Source organism: Pseudoalteromonas rubra (assembly GCF_005887115.1).
GTDB lineage: Bacteria > Pseudomonadota > Gammaproteobacteria > Enterobacterales > Alteromonadaceae > Pseudoalteromonas > Pseudoalteromonas rubra_F.
Genome location: NZ_PNCJ01000055.1, coordinates 138,910 through 155,026 on the forward strand (window position 1 = coordinate 138,910; position 16,117 = coordinate 155,026).

A 16,117-nucleotide genomic window follows, 5' to 3' on the forward strand; every position below is an offset into this window, starting at 1 on the left:
GCTCCCCCTAAATTTTTGTAAAACCGAAGCGATAAACTTTGTCTAACAGATCGCGATGCTTGGGTAGGTGCGTCGTCAGCCTGTCTGCCATTTTGCTTACTTCAGCAAATTTGGCTGACGCCAAGTTTACATTGTTGAAACTGTCACTGTTATGAGACAGATCAGTGTTAAAGTTCATGCCATAAAGGACATACAAATAACTATCCAGATTAAAAGGCTCCCATGCATTCTCAAAATCATAGCGAGTTGGCGGGTGCTCAGCCCAGTGAGCCAGCTTGGTTTGCAAAGACTTAGGTATAGTTTCCGGCGCACAATTATCGCGCCAGTACTGTGAATCACGTCTATCCGAAATGCAGTAGTGCAGCTTTATAAAATCGATTGTTTTTTCCATTCGCATCGTAAAGGAACGGTTAAACTTTTCTTCAACATAGCCCATGGCTTCAAACGTGCGTGGGAACTGATCGGCCAGCATGTTAGCAGCGCCATCATATAAATAAATCGCAGATGCTTCCAAAGGTTCAACAAAGCCGGCTGACATACCTATTGCAACACAGTTTTTGTGCCAAAATTTTTCTCGATATCCTAACTTGAGTGGGATCACTCTGGCTTCAAGTTGCTCAGCTTCTTCGCCAATATAATCCCGCAGTTGCTGCTCAGCTTTTTCAGCAGTCGTATAGCGGCTACTAAACACATGCCCAACTCCCCGGCGATTGTATAAACCTATGTCCCATATCCAGCCGTTGTCCTGAGCAGTCATGATGGTGTGACTTGCAATGGGTCTATCAGGGTCACTGTATGGCACCTGCATCGCAACAGCCATATCATTCAAAATGACATCACTAATGTCTTTCCAGGGAATATTAAAGGTTTTTTCAAACAAAATAGGCTTCGACCCGCTACAATCGACGAACAAGTCCCCCTCTACTAATGGGTGTTGCTCATTATCTGTTTCTAATGCTGTTACAAACCCCTCCGCATCTTGCTGAGCGCCTTTAATATGTGCAAGCAGATGCTTCACACCCAGCTTTTCGGTGCAGTGGCGGGTCAGAAAATCAGCAAACTTATTGGCATTTAAATGATATGAGTATTCCTGGATAGCCTGATATTCGGGTGTGGTTTTTTCCTTGGGGCCTAAGCCCGCATCACACACCTGGCTTTGAGTTGCAACAGCGTGGTCATAACGTTGCTTTTGTCCGTGACCAAGCAGCCAGTAAGGAGCCAGGCTGAATTCATATGATGAATGGTACACAGTATTCAGAGGGTGATAGTATTGATGCAGCTCACCATTGTCAGCAGCCATCCAGTTGACAAACAAAGCCCCCTGTTTAAACGTCGCATCACACTCTCGCATAAAATCAGCTTCTGATACGCCTATCTTTCTCAGTGTCGCTCTTAGATTTGGCCACGTTCCCTCTCCAACTCCTAATATTGGTACCTCTGGAGATTCAACGAGTGTGATCTGAACGGCATTGTTCTTTTTTGAATTGAGCTGGCTGGCTAAAACAGCGGCTGTCAACCATCCAGCTGTACCGCCACCTACGATAACTAGGTTATTGACTGGTTTTGACATGACTACCTCGAGGCTATGTACTGATAAAATCACTCTATCGTAAAATCGATTTTATAAGTACATAAAATAGAAAAAGGAAGGCAGGCGCCTTCCTTCAAACAAAATACGAGATTAGAAGCGATAAGACAGCTTCAGATATGTATTACGTCCATTTTCTGCAGCCAGACGCATTGCAGAGTAAGCTGAGCTAAGACGCTGAGTGGTTGTTTCTTCGAAAATATTAGTCATTTCGAGGCTCAGGTCCAACTGGTCGTTGATATGCCAAGTTGCTGACGCATCAACATAGCTATGCTCATCCCACAACGTTGTGCCACCGATACCCGTACTTTCAGCCAGGTATTGATCACGGTAGTTGTAAGCGATACGTACAGAGTACAGATCCGTCTCGTAGTAGCCAGTTAAGTTCATTGACCACTGAGACAAGCCAGGTAGATCTTCTTTCTCGATTTTATCATTAATCTGACGTAAGCCATGGCCGTCTGCGTAGGTCATGTTTGCAAGAACACCAAACTCACCAAATGTCTGCTGATACTGGAATTCAATCCCTTCAATCTGACCACCTAAGCCCTGTGCAGGCTCACTAACAAAGCGAGGTGCAGTATCACCACCAACGGTGATTGTGCTTACATTCCCGCCCTGAACAATAAAGGACTTGATGTCTTTATTAAACAATGTTGCTGAGATTAAAGAAGATTCATTGAAGTACCATTCAATACCGATATCAGCCTGACTTGCGCGATATGGGTCAATGTCAACTGAACCACGCGTATATGTTCTGGTCGTGTCATTGTACGATGAAGCAGGGTTCATGAAGGTATAATTTGGACGACTCATTACTTTTGCAGCAGAAATACGCAGGATCAAATCCTCTGTTAAATCTAACGCAAGGTTAAAGCTTGGCAACCAATCAGAATAGTCTTTCTTGTCGGTTTTTATATCAGCCAGAGTAACAAAATCATAGTAGTCCGCAGAAGTGTCAGTCTGTACATAACGCAGACCGATGTTGCCTCGGAAACCATCTCCAGAGTAGTCAGCCTGAACATACGCCGCGGTGATATCTTCTGATACCTTACCCCAGCCAGCTTTTTGCAGATCAGAACCGTCCTTAAAGCCATTGATATGGCTGCGCAATGCATCACCGTCAGTACGCGCGATATTAGTTGGAGACCCACCGCTCAGACCAACACCTGAGTGATCAAAGTGACCATCGGCAAAGTTAGCTTTGGTTAGCTGGTTGCCATTACTATCCAGATTTACACCGTCTTTAAACGTCCATCTATTTGAATAGCTCAAAAACTCGTGGTCACGCAGCTTCAAACCCGTTTTAATGTTAGTAATCGCGCCGAAGTCAACAAAGAAATCAAAATCTAGCTGTACGAAGGTTTCTTCATCAGAGCGGATACCCTCAGTGACTGATGGCGCCCCCATTACATACTCAGAGTGGTCACCTGCATTGGTTCCCTGCGGTACCAACACCATGTCATCAACTCGAGTCATATCAAAAACAATAGATTGACCCGCATTCAGTGATGTCCAGCCGATATTATAGTTACCACCGTCACCACCACCAGCTTCGGTGTGACCTAGGATGAACTTAACGTTGTAAGCGTCTGCTTTATAGTTAGTTTCGAATGAGTAAACCTTAGTGTCTACTTCTGCATTACGGGTATTCTGATCATCTAATGGACCACCAGCGAAAGTACCATTAAGCGCAAATCCTGTTGATGGACCTACACCCGTTGCACCCGTTACATTAGCATTGAATGCATCGACATCTGTACCAGCAATAATCAGGTAGTTTTGGTTAGAGTTACCTGCATCCAGGTCTACACCAAAATAATTAAAGGACATGTCTAACTGGTCATTTGGCGCATACTGAACAACAAAGTTCAGAGCATCACGCTGACGTGTTTGAGCAAACTCCGCAATACCTGCACCAGCCCAACCATCATCCATATAGTTTTCGGCTTTGTGAGCTCGGCCTACTGTTTCAAGGGTAGATAAGGCACCTAGTACACCCCATGTTTCATCATCGTTCTTCCAGCTGACAAGACCTGTGCCGCCATAACCATTGTCGTCGGCAATACTGTTATCTTGTACTTCCAACGAGCCAAATACTGTCATTGAATCCAGCTCTAAAGGTTTACGTGTACGCATAACAACTGTACCACCAACACCGCCTTCGTCTAATGACGCGGTCGGTGATTTGTACACGTCAACACCAGCAACCATTTCTGTTGGCATTAAATCCATGTCAAATGAGCGAGACATAGCTTGTTGAGAGAACCAGCCTGTTGAAGCTACATAGTTACCGTTTAAAGAAATTGCTGTCAGCTCAGGGTTTGTACCCCTTATAGATACTGAACCACCTTCACCAGCGAAGTTACGAGTGATGGATACACCCGGAATACGTTGCAGTGATTCTGCGATATTTTTGTCCGGCATTTTACCGATATCTTCAGCTGATACAGAATCTACAACGGCGTTTGCGAAACGCTTTGTATTCAGTGAAGCTTCCAGTGAGCGGCGAATACCACGCACTTCAATAACTTCAACATCTTCTTTAACGCCAGTCTGGTTTTCTTCAGCAAACGCCACGCCTGTCACACCCGTACCCAGGATTAGGCCAACCTTTGCTGCAAGTAAGCTTTTCTTAAAATTATTAGCTAACACAGGATTCCCCTTGAATCATTTTGTTGGTTTTTAAATCACTTCTGCCCAGTGATGATGACAACGCTGTCATCTAATAACAAACCATACACCCAAAATTACAGATTCGCTACATCTTTTTGTGTGGCTAACATAAGATTTTTTCAACAAAAATCTAAACCACTGATATAGAAAGAATAAATAATTATCTGGTTATAGTTTGTTACAAACGAGGTGAATATATCACAAGCTATGCACTTTTTTACAGTGATTGCGATGAGTTATGTAGAAGATTTGGACCTAATTAATAAACCAATCTAATCTAGGTGAGCTTTGCTATCTAATTATTCTATCAAACGTTCGGGCAGAAGCGTATTCAAGGTGATAATAGATCTCAATGACAACGCTGTCATTTTATCTTTTTCATCATTGGTTTGTCCAGTGTATTTATATGACAAATTCATGAGCAGGCCTTTAAATATAAGAGAAAGTAACATTAGTCTGAGGTAAAACAAGCAGATAATAGCCTTTCAATAGGATGAAAATTTATCACACGCCCCTATCTTACATTGAGATCTTTCCTGTGTTTCACTACGACAGCCTGATTAGTGAAGCACTAAGCATTTTGGTTTAGTTCAAGGAGTCGTCTATTCGGGTATCTAGTAACAACTTAAAAAAGGACTAACTAATGAAATGTAATATCAAAACAGTCATTGCTGCCGCGCTCGTATGTGCTACTGCAACAGTCCAGGCTCAGCCTGCCGACAGTATGCAAGTTACAGACTATAACACCTTCTACGATACTCAGGTTAACAATGCCAGTTGTGGTGGGTACTGGGATGAGCGACGCGTTTGGGTATGCGATTACCGTACTCAGCTGGTCAATGTGTCTTACAAAACGTGCCATTATAAATTAACCGCTAAACACAGTGCCGTCTCTGCGCCAGCCTGGGACACACGGACAGTTCTATCTAATAAAAGCTGCCCGGCAAACTGGACCATTCCAGGCCCGGATTACTATGCTCCGGGAGGTGTATATGTACATCAGCACAATACCTACTTCACCCAGCAAGAAGAACAAAGGGTAGCTTACAATTGTCGCTGGGAAACCCGTTCTGTCTGGGTTCCAAACAGTGGCCGTTACTGCCCTATCGCGCCTCAACAATAGTCAGGCACAAAAAAGCCCGGTCAAATAACTTACCGGGCTTTTAGCCAAACAGCACAAGCTGTTGATTGGTTTATTTGCTCAAATCAAGCATTAGCTTATTCAGACGAGCCACAAAACCAGCAGGATCTTTCAGGCTACCGCGCTCTGCAAGCAGGGCCTGATCCAGTAATACCTCTGACCACTGTGCAAATTTGTCTTCGTCCTGTTCAACATTCAGGTGTTTAACCAACTGATGTTCAGGGTTCAGCTCAAAAATTGGCTTAGACTCTGGCGCAGACTGACCAATAGATTCCATCAGTTTTTGCATCTGTGAACTCATATCATGGTCATCTACCACAACACATGCAGGAGAGTCAGTTAGTCGGTGCGTAAAGCGTACTTCTTTCACTTTATCGCCCAGCGCTTCTTTAATACGCTCTACCAGACCTTCTACCTGCTTCTCGCTCTCTTCCTGTGCTTTTTTGCTTTCTTCATCTTCCATATCGCCCAGGTCCAGGTCACCACGAGTGATAGACTGGAACGGTTTCTCAGCAAATTCTGTAAGATGGCTCATCATCCACTCATCAACACGGTCTGACAGCAACAATACTTCGATGCCTTTTTTACGGAAGATCTCAAGGTGTGGTGAACTCTTAGCCGCTTCAAAACTGTCAGCAACCACGTAGTAAATCTTGTCCTGGCCTTCAGCCATACGCTCAATATATTGCTCAAGGGACACATTTTGTACGCTTTCATCAGTATGTGTAGAACTGAAACGCAGTAACTTAGCAATCGCTTCTTTATTAGCAGCGTCTTCAGCCGGACCCTCTTTGATCACCTGACCGAACTCGTTCCAGAAAGTCTGATAGTCTTCCGGCTTGTTCTTACCCATGCGGTCAAGCATTTTAAGGATACGAGACGTACACCCTTTGCGAATCGCCTGAGTTACTTTGTTGTCTTGTAAAATTTCACGCGATACATTCAGCGGCAAGTCGTTTGAATCCAACAGACCTTTTACAAAACGCAGGTAGCTAGGCATAAACTGTTCTGCATCATCCATAATGAACACGCGCTGCACGTACAACTTCAGACCTGTCTGACGGTCACGATTCCACATGTCGAATGGCGCTTTCTTCGGAATATACAGTAGGCTGGTGTATTCAGTTTTACCTTCTACTTTATTGTGTGCCCAGGTCAGTGGCTCTTCCCAGTCGTGGCCCACATGCTTGTAGAATTCTTTGTATTCTTCGTCGCTGATCTCAGATTTGTCGCGCGTCCACAGTGCAGTGGCACGGTTGATGCCTTCCCACTCGCCTGGCTGAGCTTCAATTTTCTCACCATCCGGACCTTCTGATTCTGGTACCGGTGCTTTGAACATTTCTACCGGGATAGAAATGTGATCTGAGTACTTAGTCACGATTGAACGAAGACGGAAGTCATCGGCAAATTCCAGCTCTTCTTCACGCAAGTGAAGAATAATTTCAGTACCGCGCTCTGCTTTTTCAATATCTGCCAGTGTGTATTCGCCTTCGCCTTTTGATTGCCACTCAACGGCCTGAGTTTCGCCCGCTTTACGGGTACGTACAGTTACCTCGTCAGCAACGATAAAGGCAGAGTAAAAACCGACACCAAACTGACCAATCAGCTGAGAGTCTTTTGCTTCATCACCTGTCAGGTTTTTAAAGAATTCTGCTGTGCCAGACTTAGCGATAGTCCCTAGTGAGCTGATCACTTCGTCACGAGTCATACCGATACCATTGTCTGAAATGGTTACCGTCTTCGCGTCTTTGTCGGCGCTGATACGTACGCGCAGCTCAGCGTCACCTTCGTACAGGTCGCCGTTTTGCAGCGCTAAGAAACGCAGCTTGTCTGCGGCATCCGACGCATTGGATACCAGCTCACGTAAAAAGATCTCTTTGTTTGAATACAAGCTGTGGATCATCAGCTGAAGCAGTTGCTTCGTATTGGCACTAAATGAATGATTTTCTTTAGTATTTTCAGTAGTCATTTGGTACACCCTAACTTATTTGGTACACAATAGTAGTACATGGTTAATCAGTTAACTTGCGTTATGCTCTGGTATATTGTGCTGGGTAAGAATTTTTCAAGGGGAAAGAATGAAAAAAGTTATGGACAGTATATTTCCGAACCAAAAAACATAAAAAGCCCTCCCGGGCTTTCATTAAATCGCTTTTCGGCCACTGAAGGCATGCATCAGAGTCATACCATCGACCAGCTCCAGCTCACCGCCAACCGGCATTCCATGTGCGATCCGCGAAGCAGTCACGTTATGCTGATGGCACATCTCGCCAATAAAGTGTGCGGTTGCCTCCCCTTCGACCGTTGGATTCGTTGCCAGGATCACTTCATTAATGTTGCCATTGGCCAAAGTTCTTTCGAGCACATCCATACCGATTTCGTTCGGGCCTATGCCGTCGAGGGGGGACAAATGGCCCATCAGTACAAAATATACGCCCTGATACTGGCCCGTTTGCTCGATGGCCAATACATCACTTGGAGACTCGACCACACACAATAACCCGGTATCCTGGCGTTTTACGTTGCTACAGATGTCACACACTGGGGTTTCTGAAAACGTGCGGCAGGATTCGCAATGGCCAATTTTATCCATCGCCTGCAGCAGACTCTGCCCAAGTGCAGTCCCACCACTGCGATCTCTTTCGAGTAAGTGAAAGGCAATTCGCTGAGCAGACTTGGGTCCAATGCCAGGTAAACAACGCAGAGACTCAACCAAAGCTGAAAGTGAAGGTGATAATTGCATAGTAAAGCATTCTTAATTTTTGACAGTGTATCGATATAGCAAGCTGGGTACCCGGGCGGCAACCGGCCGATGTATATTACACTGTTCTAATTCGTTTAGTGGTAGCCATCTTACTATGGCTGACATGACAGCGACAAGCCAAAGATACTAGATAAACCGGATACCGCTGAGAGAAAAAAGGCGGGCAATCGGAGAAGATTGGATCTCATGGGTAAGAGTGAATACCCGCCTGAAGGACGCAAATTGTGTCTTAAATTAAAGTAACAGTTAGCTCTTCGCAATCAGCTCTTTACTTACCTGATCTATCCCTACTTCGCTGATCCGCGCCGTGATCTCTTTTTGCTTTGCACTGAGTAATGAAATACTTTCAGCAACCAGATCATATACCTGCCACTCACCGGATTTGTTTTTACGGAACTTGAATACGATGTCGATAGTTGGCGCATTGGGTTCAACGATTTCAGACTTGACCGATGCAAATTTGCTGTCACTACTTACCACCGGCTCAATAAAATTAACCTGCTGGCCTTTATAACTCATCAGCGCATTTGCATAAGTGTTTGCCAGGTAACTCTCTACCGCATCTATAAAGGTCACAGCCTGCTCACGTTTGATCTCACGGACATGTTTTCCAAGTAGCTTAAAAGACACGTATTTAATGTCGATATGCGGCATTAGTTGTGCGCGTACCAGCTTTTTGAGCTCCGCTTTCTTCTGAGCCTCTTCCAGCATATTCAGCTTACTAATATCTACAAATAACTGATCGCCCACAGACTTGATCAGCCCATAAGGATTGCTTTGTGTGTCAGTCGCAGCCAAGCTATGTAAGCTGCCAAACGCCACCATTACCACCAGCATAAGTTGCATTAGTCTTTTCATGATCCGCTCCGGTCTGTGTTAATGAGGCAAGTTTAGCGCTAACTTTGCAGATGAAAAACACACAAATCAGCACCATATTAATGCCAATACAGCACCAATTAATTTTCTAATAAAAATCAAGCACCTAACTTTTTGATGCCAAATCAACACCAATGCTGTTCCATTTGATGCCTTTTTATTGGCAATTCATATCCCGACAATACGCGTATTCTCTTATACTGGATTGGTTTTAATTATGATCAGAACAACCCTATTCGTACTGGGACTTCTTATTTCCCTGGCAGCACCTGCACAGACACAACAACATGGTTACGCCATTCACTACATTCACGGCGAAGGCAGTGTCGACGGCATTAAACTGGCCTATCAATATCACCCTGAGCTGGACATGCCCCGGGCCTGGCGTCACTTTGATGTACACTTTGAAAGCAGCATCAATTTTTGGCGCTATGGAGAAGAAAATCATCATGACGGTAATTTTGTGCTGGCCGTTTCGCCGGTGATCAGATATCCGTTCACCATCTACAAAGGTCATCCGGTTGCAGTGGAGTTCGGAATTGGGCTCGCCCTGCTGGATGACACACAATTTGCGGGTAAAAATGTCAGTACACACTATCAATTTGAAGATCGTATTGGGTTGGTTTATCAGATGGGCAATGCCAATATTGCCATTCGCTACATGCATTACTCCAATGCGGGATTTAAGCGCCCTAACCCCGGGCTGGACTTTTTATCCCTATCCTATTCGGCTTATTTTTAAATAGTTTGAGCCTCGCCGGGCGTTGTCACTAACAAGCTCATAAAGTCATCGACAACTGGGGGATGTTGAAAACGCTTACTTAACTGCACTAACTTAGAGAACGCAGGCTGATCCCCCAACGATGAGTGTTCCTATAAAAGTACCTCTCACCTTGACAAAAAGGGAGTTTATTCTAACCTCCAAAGATTAGAATAAGTTTTGCATTGGCTATGGTAATTCAGCGTTTTGCTCGGGTAACAGGTCGTTTGTGCACTACCTCTCGTAGGGCCTGGGGAAACTTATGACTAAGGAACAACCAGACCACACTGCTGCGGTACTCTTGTGTTCTTCCGCACTTCTATTCGGTTCACCAGAGGTTGCGCTGGGAGATGAACTCGACACCTTGATGGAGCTTAGCCTCGAAGACTTGCTCGATGTGACTGTATCATCGGCCTCCGGCATCGAAGAAACATTACGTGACGCTCCGGCTGCTATGGTGATCATTTCCGCAGCCGATATAAGGCAGCGCGGATATACCAGTATTGATGAAGTGATCCTGGATCTGCCCGGGTTTGATAGCACAGTCACCAATGGCAATGGAGGTGTGATCACCTATCAGCGCGGCTACCGCACTCCCCTCACCCAGCGCACTCTGATGTTGGTCAATGGCATAGTCGACAATCACCTGTGGTATCACGAAGCTACTCTGTCAAAAAATTACCCGCTGTCAAATATTGCGCGGATCGAAGTGTTATATGGCCCGGTTGGTGCTGTATACGGCCCCAATGCATTTTTGGGGATCATTAACCTGGTTACGTCCGACGCCAAAGAGACCCACCAGAATAATGACTTTTTTAAAGTGCATGTTCAGTCGGGCAGCTACGATACACAAAGTATTGATCTCGCTGCGGGCGGTAACCATGACAAGCTGACCTATAACTTATCTGCTAAATACTATTCAAGTGATGAAGCCGACATTGACGATCTGGCACCCTGGGGCTTTGTCAGTAACGAACTGTTGCGCAACCGGGATATCTGGGGACCCGTCATTTACGACACCGCGTTGTCTGCCAAGTGTGCAGCCGATGGTTGTCCTCACGGCTCCAAATACCATGATTTTGGCGCCTACCACGACCCACAACGGGAATGGGGTATTCTTGCGGATGCTGGGTTCAAAAACCTCACGTTAGGGGTCATTAAATGGGATATGCAACATGGATGGGGGCCGCAATATCCTCACGACAGAGCGCAACCTGCGGCGCAGTGGTATCGTGACTCCGAGCAATATTACCTGCGACATGCAGGGACTTTAAAAAATAAAGCGCAGATAAATACCCTGCTGCTGAGCAGAAAAAACGGCAATGGAGGATACTGGGTTGAATCCTTTCCCGGCTCCACGGCCCTGAGCGGCCCGGAAGTGGTCTCAACCTTAACCATTTCACACTGGCGAACTAGCAATAAAAGCTGGCTGTTTAAACAAGATTATGAATTCGATTACTCTGAGCAGCTAAAGATCAGCGGTGGCATTAAATTTGAAGACAAAGAGTTGACTAAGGCGTACGATGCCTGCGGTTATTTTGCCGAAACTTTTTGCTCCTCAGATACACCCGAAACCGCCGGAGATGGCGTTGCACTTAATACAGACAACACCATTAATATCCAGCCAGACACACTCAGTCGGATGCCGGATGAAAACCTGGCCAGCCTGACTGACCGGGGCGCCTACATTCAGGCCATCTGGAATATCAATGACTGGCGGGTCAATGCTGGCATAAGGTACGACAAAAACAGTTTATATGGCAGTACCACCAACCCCAGGGCCTCCGCTATTTATTTTCTCTCAGATAAAACAACCATCAAAATGCTTTATGGTACGGCTTTTCAGGAGCCTGCCCCGATACAATTGTGGGGCGGCTGGAGCGGCCGCTCTGCCAACCCGGATCTGAAACCCGAAAAGGCAGAGAATTTTGAACTCATTTATATGTATCAACAAGACAATTGGCTGCATGATTTGTCTTTGTTTACGGCCAGGTACGACGACGTCGTAAAAGAAGAAGCCGAAAATGCCGGAAAACGCAGCACCTATGGACTGGAATATCGCGGTAAGTTTGAGTTCAGTAATTTTATTACGGGTGCTGCCAATATCTCCGGTTACCTGTTTTACACCCACACGAAAACCAAAAGCAGCGTCAGCTACGACCACGCACTAGGGCTTTGGGTCGGTGAAGGGATCGAAAATTGCCGGGACATCGCAACCAATAACACGCTCACTTACAACCCCTGTCAGGATATGAATGCCGAGCTTGGAGATATCGCGCCACACAAGATCAGCGCCGGGTTCAATGTGCCTGTCAATGAGGCGCTCAATGTTAACCTCAGGGCCAATTGGGTCTCAAGTAAACCCTTGTATTTGAGAAACACATTGCGTGCTAAAGACAGAGAAAATGACGCCTATTTAACGGTAGACGCCAATATCATTTACCGCTTCGAATCGTTCGAAGTGGCACTGAAAGTAAAAAACCTCTTTGATGAAACCTATTACCACTCGGGGGCAGAAGCCGCAGCCAGTGGTGATGATTTTGAACAACGCTCACAGGGCTGGGCCAACTCACTCATCCCTCAGCCAAAGCGCAGTTTTATGCTATCAATGAGTATGCAGTTTTAGTTAAGTTTGCATTGCTAAGTAATTCAACCGTAAATCTGAGTTTTGTGATTCGGGATACTGAAACGCCCCCTGTCTCAACTCCATTCACTCGAACAAGTTTGTCCGCAACGAGCAATGGAAAACCGTTTTAGCAAAATCAATGGGTAAAGTGCTTGCTTGATTGATGATGGATACTCCTATTAACTGTGTAAACACGATCAGTTAGGCGCATGGCGCCGCTTTAGAGGCGTCCATCTCATCACCCAGTATTATTAGCCTGGTTTTAAAATGGCGAATAACGCTTGGTGTCAGCAAGCACACTTATATCTTTACCGAAAAGCTCTCAATGAACTATTCATTTGGCCCACCATCAGCAATATTCCACCTGTGAATATCTGTCAAAATATCTCTCGCAGCTTTTCCTAATTGTGAATACTTGCTATCTCCAGCGTGGAAGCCAATTTGCTGCGGGGGATTGGGCAGTTCACTCCAACCCTGAAGTAAAGCATCATAGTTCTCCACGGAGAGAGCGATACCTTGGAACATGCTTCTCATATCTACCAGATTAGAGATATCCCAACTGCGAAGGTTTTGATCAAATGCAGTGGCATTTCTAAACAGGCTGTTCATATATGCAACGCCTGACACGTCCCACAGCCCAATGTCTTGGTTAAAAGAAGAGGCTTCATTAAACATGTAACTCATATAAAATACTTCAGAAGTATCCCACTCACCAATATCTTGGTTAAATGATTCGGCATAACTGAATAAGCCACTCATTCTATAAACCTGACTTACGTCCCAGTTGCCTATTGGCTGGTTAAAATCGCTTGCACGGTTAAACATATGCAGCATATCTTTTACGTTAGATACGTCCCAATCGTTGAGTGGTTGGTTAAACTTGTATGCTTCGTTAAACATGTAGGCCATGTTAACGACGTTTGAAACATTCCAATTACCAATTGGCTGGTTAAAGTTCCATGCGCCTTGGAACATTGCCGTCATATTTTCGACATTAGATACGTCCCAATGTTCAATACTTTGATCAAACGACACTGCATATCCAAACATGTATGATAAATCAGTTACATTTGACAGATCTGGGGCATCTAACGCATTGACGACTAAATTTGCACAATTAAAAAATGCTCTTTCCATGGAGGACCATCTGATGTCTCCCCACTGCTCGACTGAAATAATTTTATTCCTATCGTACTCAGTCTCATCAAAATAAAACCTTGGAAAATCACCGGTAATTTTTATTGTATAAGTTCCTGCTGATTGGTAGCGGTGAGATATTGCACTAGTTACGTTGGTATCAATATTACCATCTCCCCAATCTACCTGAAAATTATAACCCTCACCAATTGTGCCTATTTTTATAGTGTATTCATCCGTTGAACCTAATTCCACATTGTCTGTTTTCCATGTGGTAATAAACTCTCGCTGTACCGCCACATCAATAACACGCTCAATACTCGCACTGTTTCCCGCTTTATCTGTCGCAGTATATGTGATGGTATAGGTACCAGGGATTTCTGTATTTACAACACCTGAAAAAGAAGCATTCAACTGACCATCAACATCGTCAATTGCAACTGCACCGAGCTCAACATAAGACTCACCGACGAATAGCTTAATATAATCATCTCCATTTAAGCTCAAAACTGGCGCGTTCGTGTCTTGCTGAGGTAGTACTGTCACTATTCGCGATGCTGTTCCAGAATTTCCGGCTTTATCCGTCGCCGAATAGGTAATCGTATAAATATCCGGATTATTCACATCTACTTGCCCAGAAATAGTAACCTCAACCTTGCCATCTACGTTGTCGATTGCAGTTGCACCTAACTCCTGATAAGTCTCTCCATAATTTAAAGTGACATTACTATCCCCATTCACGCTCACTTCTGGAGCAGCCTCATCTTTTGGCGCAACAACTAGAACCGTTCTTTGTGCGCTAGCAGCGTTACCCGCTTTGTCTGCAGCAGCGTAGGTGATGGTGTAAGTCCCTAGCTGATTTAGATTTAGATTACCTGATATAGTTACAGCTACTTCGCCATCTGTTTCATCGGTTGCTGACGCGCCAAGTTCAACGTAATTATTACCGAGCACGACCTGAACGCTCTTGTCGCCTTTGATAGTAATAACAGGCGCTGTTGTATCAAGTTTAGACGTATCCGATGTTGCAGTTGGAGCTGATCGTTCAGAATCACCACCTCCTCCACATGCCGCTAAAGTTAGCACCATAAGTGCAGTTAATATGTATGTACCTATACTAAAGTACCTTGGACTCATTACTTCTCCTGATAAAATTTCTAAAGTCTAAATATTTTTAATTAAATATTGTGTTACATTAGCTGATTGCTAAAAATAAACTAAAGATAAATGACATATTTTTGGACACTGGGGTAAGCAAGAACATTTAGCTTTACCTAGATATAGTTTCGCGAGACTATAATTCTCTTTGAATAAAAATATAGTGGACACGTACAGCATTTATTGGCCTAGCTTTTTCTAGTGACTTAAAAGGTAACAACACCATGCATGATTTCAATAGGGTTTTCAGAGACACCCACCTTTAAATTCACAACCCAACCCTAAACTGAGTCAATATAGATATGTAAGACATGAATTGGAAAGACATGAATTGGAAGACACCCTTTCCAATATCAGGTCTTACATTAAGAACCTGCGCAGGTCGTCTGTATAACCTTCCCTCTCCACCTTTTAGCCAACTATATGTGAGCCGAAAGTTAATAAAAAGCATCATCAGTACCTAAGCACATGATCATGTAACAACTAGGCAGGCTACAATACCCCACAACCAACCAAAGGATATCGAAAGTCAGTTATTGGGAACAAAGATACTGAATAAAGTAGTTCAGGAAGCCTAGCTCAATGCCGGGTTTATACGGGGTCTAAACCGAATCCGTTTGTCAACAGACCCACACCAGAGCCATTAGTTTGAGAGTCCAATCCACTGCTACGGGATAGTTTGTGCGACACACGTAAGTTTGACATAGGAGGTTCATACCCGCCTCCACTGCCACCACCTGTGACCAACTCTACAGATTTTTCAGTTAATTCAATCAACATATTAATTATCTCCTTATGCATTTTGTTTTTGGAAACATTTTTTCGATTATTTTCGATGACACCCACCGTATACTAACGGTCCAATTGTAGGCAGTTTCAACCCGGAAATACAAGACTATTGATTATCGTGCCTTTTATTGAGCTGTGAAATCCGCGAGTTCAAAATCGAAATTCTGGAAAATAACCAAAGTCGGACAATACGAGCGAACATCCAAGCCCGAGTTAGATAAGTCAAGATTATATTGAAAGATAGGTATTAGCCCAGCAGCCGCTCGCACTGAATCAGATTGGCTCGTCGCTTTTTCTTCAGATGCTCACAGTAATCTGTCATCGCCTGTGTTCGCCCTACTGCACCATGAAACACCTTGGTAAATCGAGTGGTAAGTTTAAACCAGTTGTCTGGCTCTATTTTCAACCTGGTCAGTAGTGGTTGGCTATCACTGATGTAACCCCGTTTATCTGCACGCATACATCGGCCTGTTAATTCAACCAACTGAATGTAATAGGTCAAATCAAACGGAAGACCACTTGGCATATTTGTTCTAGGGTTTCCTGCAAAGCGCCGCAAGCTTTTAGGTTGTTTGCCCTGCCGCGCGCTCTCAATACGCTTT

At 44.5% G+C, this 16,117-nt stretch carries 10 protein-coding genes and 1 pseudogene; 3 read left to right on the plus strand and 8 right to left on the minus strand.

Annotation, left to right across the window (positions count from 1 at the left end; genetic code table 11):
- Positions 1-7 precede the first annotated feature (7 nt).
- Together CWB98_RS22435 and CWB98_RS22440 are read right to left on the minus strand one after the other, a co-directional pair.
- Positions 8-1,570, minus strand: coding sequence for a tryptophan halogenase family protein (locus tag CWB98_RS22435; RefSeq protein WP_138546830.1), 1,563 nt, complete (start codon positions 1,568-1,570; stop codon positions 8-10).
- Between the two features lie 111 nt (positions 1,571-1,681).
- Positions 1,682-4,243 (minus strand): TonB-dependent receptor, encoded by a 2,562-nt coding sequence (locus tag CWB98_RS22440; RefSeq protein ID WP_138546831.1) that lies wholly within the window; start codon positions 4,241-4,243, stop codon positions 1,682-1,684.
- A 664-nt stretch (positions 4,244-4,907) separates the two neighbouring features.
- On the opposite strand from CWB98_RS22440, the gene CWB98_RS22445 reads away from it, so the two are divergent.
- The gene (locus CWB98_RS22445) at positions 4,908-5,387 is read left to right on the plus strand and encodes a hypothetical protein (protein WP_138546832.1); all 480 of its coding nucleotides are present in this window, start codon (positions 4,908-4,910) and stop codon (positions 5,385-5,387) included.
- Positions 5,388-5,457: 70 nt separating this feature from the next.
- Here the strand turns inward: CWB98_RS22445 and htpG are convergent, their stop codons facing one another.
- The 3 genes from htpG to CWB98_RS22460 form a co-directional block, all read right to left on the minus strand.
- Positions 5,458-7,374 (minus strand): molecular chaperone HtpG, encoded by a 1,917-nt coding sequence (gene htpG / locus CWB98_RS22450; RefSeq protein WP_054016800.1) that lies wholly within the window; start codon positions 7,372-7,374, stop codon positions 5,458-5,460.
- 174 nt (positions 7,375-7,548) lie between these two features.
- A complete protein-coding gene (recR, locus tag CWB98_RS22455) occupies positions 7,549-8,148 on the minus strand; it encodes a recombination mediator RecR (RefSeq protein WP_054016799.1) in 600 nt (199 codons plus the stop codon).
- 267 nt (positions 8,149-8,415) lie between these two features.
- The gene (locus tag CWB98_RS22460) at positions 8,416-9,015 is read right to left on the minus strand and encodes an MlaC/ttg2D family ABC transporter substrate-binding protein (RefSeq protein WP_138546841.1); all 600 of its coding nucleotides are present in this window, start codon (positions 9,013-9,015) and stop codon (positions 8,416-8,418) included.
- A 247-nt stretch (positions 9,016-9,262) separates the two neighbouring features.
- Here CWB98_RS22460 and CWB98_RS22465 point away from each other — a divergent pair, with 247 nt between their 5' ends.
- The gene (locus CWB98_RS22465; RefSeq protein ID WP_138546833.1) at positions 9,263-9,787 is read left to right on the plus strand and encodes an acyloxyacyl hydrolase; all 525 of its coding nucleotides are present in this window, start codon (positions 9,263-9,265) and stop codon (positions 9,785-9,787) included.
- Positions 9,788-10,067: 280 nt separating this feature from the next.
- The gene (locus CWB98_RS22470) at positions 10,068-12,431 is read left to right on the plus strand and encodes a TonB-dependent receptor plug domain-containing protein (RefSeq protein ID WP_138546834.1); all 2,364 of its coding nucleotides are present in this window, start codon (positions 10,068-10,070) and stop codon (positions 12,429-12,431) included.
- Between the two features lie 330 nt (positions 12,432-12,761).
- Here CWB98_RS22470 and CWB98_RS22475 read toward each other — a convergent pair whose 3' ends face one another.
- The 3 genes and pseudogenes from CWB98_RS22475 to CWB98_RS22485 all read right to left on the minus strand — a co-directional run.
- Complete coding sequence (locus CWB98_RS22475) at positions 12,762-14,705, minus strand: BspA family leucine-rich repeat surface protein (protein ID WP_138546835.1); 1,944 nt, start codon at positions 14,703-14,705, stop codon at positions 12,762-12,764.
- A 612-nt stretch (positions 14,706-15,317) separates the two neighbouring features.
- Positions 15,318-15,506 (minus strand): hypothetical protein, encoded by a 189-nt coding sequence (locus tag CWB98_RS22480; RefSeq protein WP_138546836.1) that lies wholly within the window; start codon positions 15,504-15,506, stop codon positions 15,318-15,320.
- Positions 15,507-15,762: 256 nt separating this feature from the next.
- Positions 15,763-16,117 (minus strand): annotated as a pseudogene (locus CWB98_RS22485) (transposase); the annotation flags it as partial.

What these genes read in the sequence shown, in the direction of transcription:
- CWB98_RS22435 (WP_138546830.1), bottom strand. Translation starts at nt 1,570, where the DNA reads ATGTCAAAACCAGTCAATAACCTAGTTATCGTAGGTGGCGGTACAGCT.
- CWB98_RS22445 (WP_138546832.1), top strand. Translation starts at nt 4,908, where the DNA reads ATGAAATGTAATATCAAAACAGTCATTGCTGCCGCGCTCGTATGTGCT.
- htpG (WP_054016800.1), bottom strand. Translation starts at nt 7,374, where the DNA reads ATGACTACTGAAAATACTAAAGAAAATCATTCATTTAGTGCCAATACG.
- recR (WP_054016799.1), bottom strand. Translation starts at nt 8,148, where the DNA reads ATGCAATTATCACCTTCACTTTCAGCTTTGGTTGAGTCTCTGCGTTGT.
- CWB98_RS22460 (WP_138546841.1), bottom strand. Translation starts at nt 9,015, where the DNA reads ATGCAACTTATGCTGGTGGTAATGGTGGCGTTTGGCAGCTTACATAGC.
- CWB98_RS22465 (WP_138546833.1), top strand. Translation starts at nt 9,263, where the DNA reads ATGATCAGAACAACCCTATTCGTACTGGGACTTCTTATTTCCCTGGCA.
- CWB98_RS22470 (WP_138546834.1), top strand. Translation starts at nt 10,068, where the DNA reads ATGACTAAGGAACAACCAGACCACACTGCTGCGGTACTCTTGTGTTCT.
- CWB98_RS22475 (WP_138546835.1), bottom strand. Translation starts at nt 14,705, where the DNA reads ATGAGTCCAAGGTACTTTAGTATAGGTACATACATATTAACTGCACTT.
- CWB98_RS22480 (WP_138546836.1), bottom strand. Translation starts at nt 15,506, where the DNA reads ATGTTGATTGAATTAACTGAAAAATCTGTAGAGTTGGTCACAGGTGGT.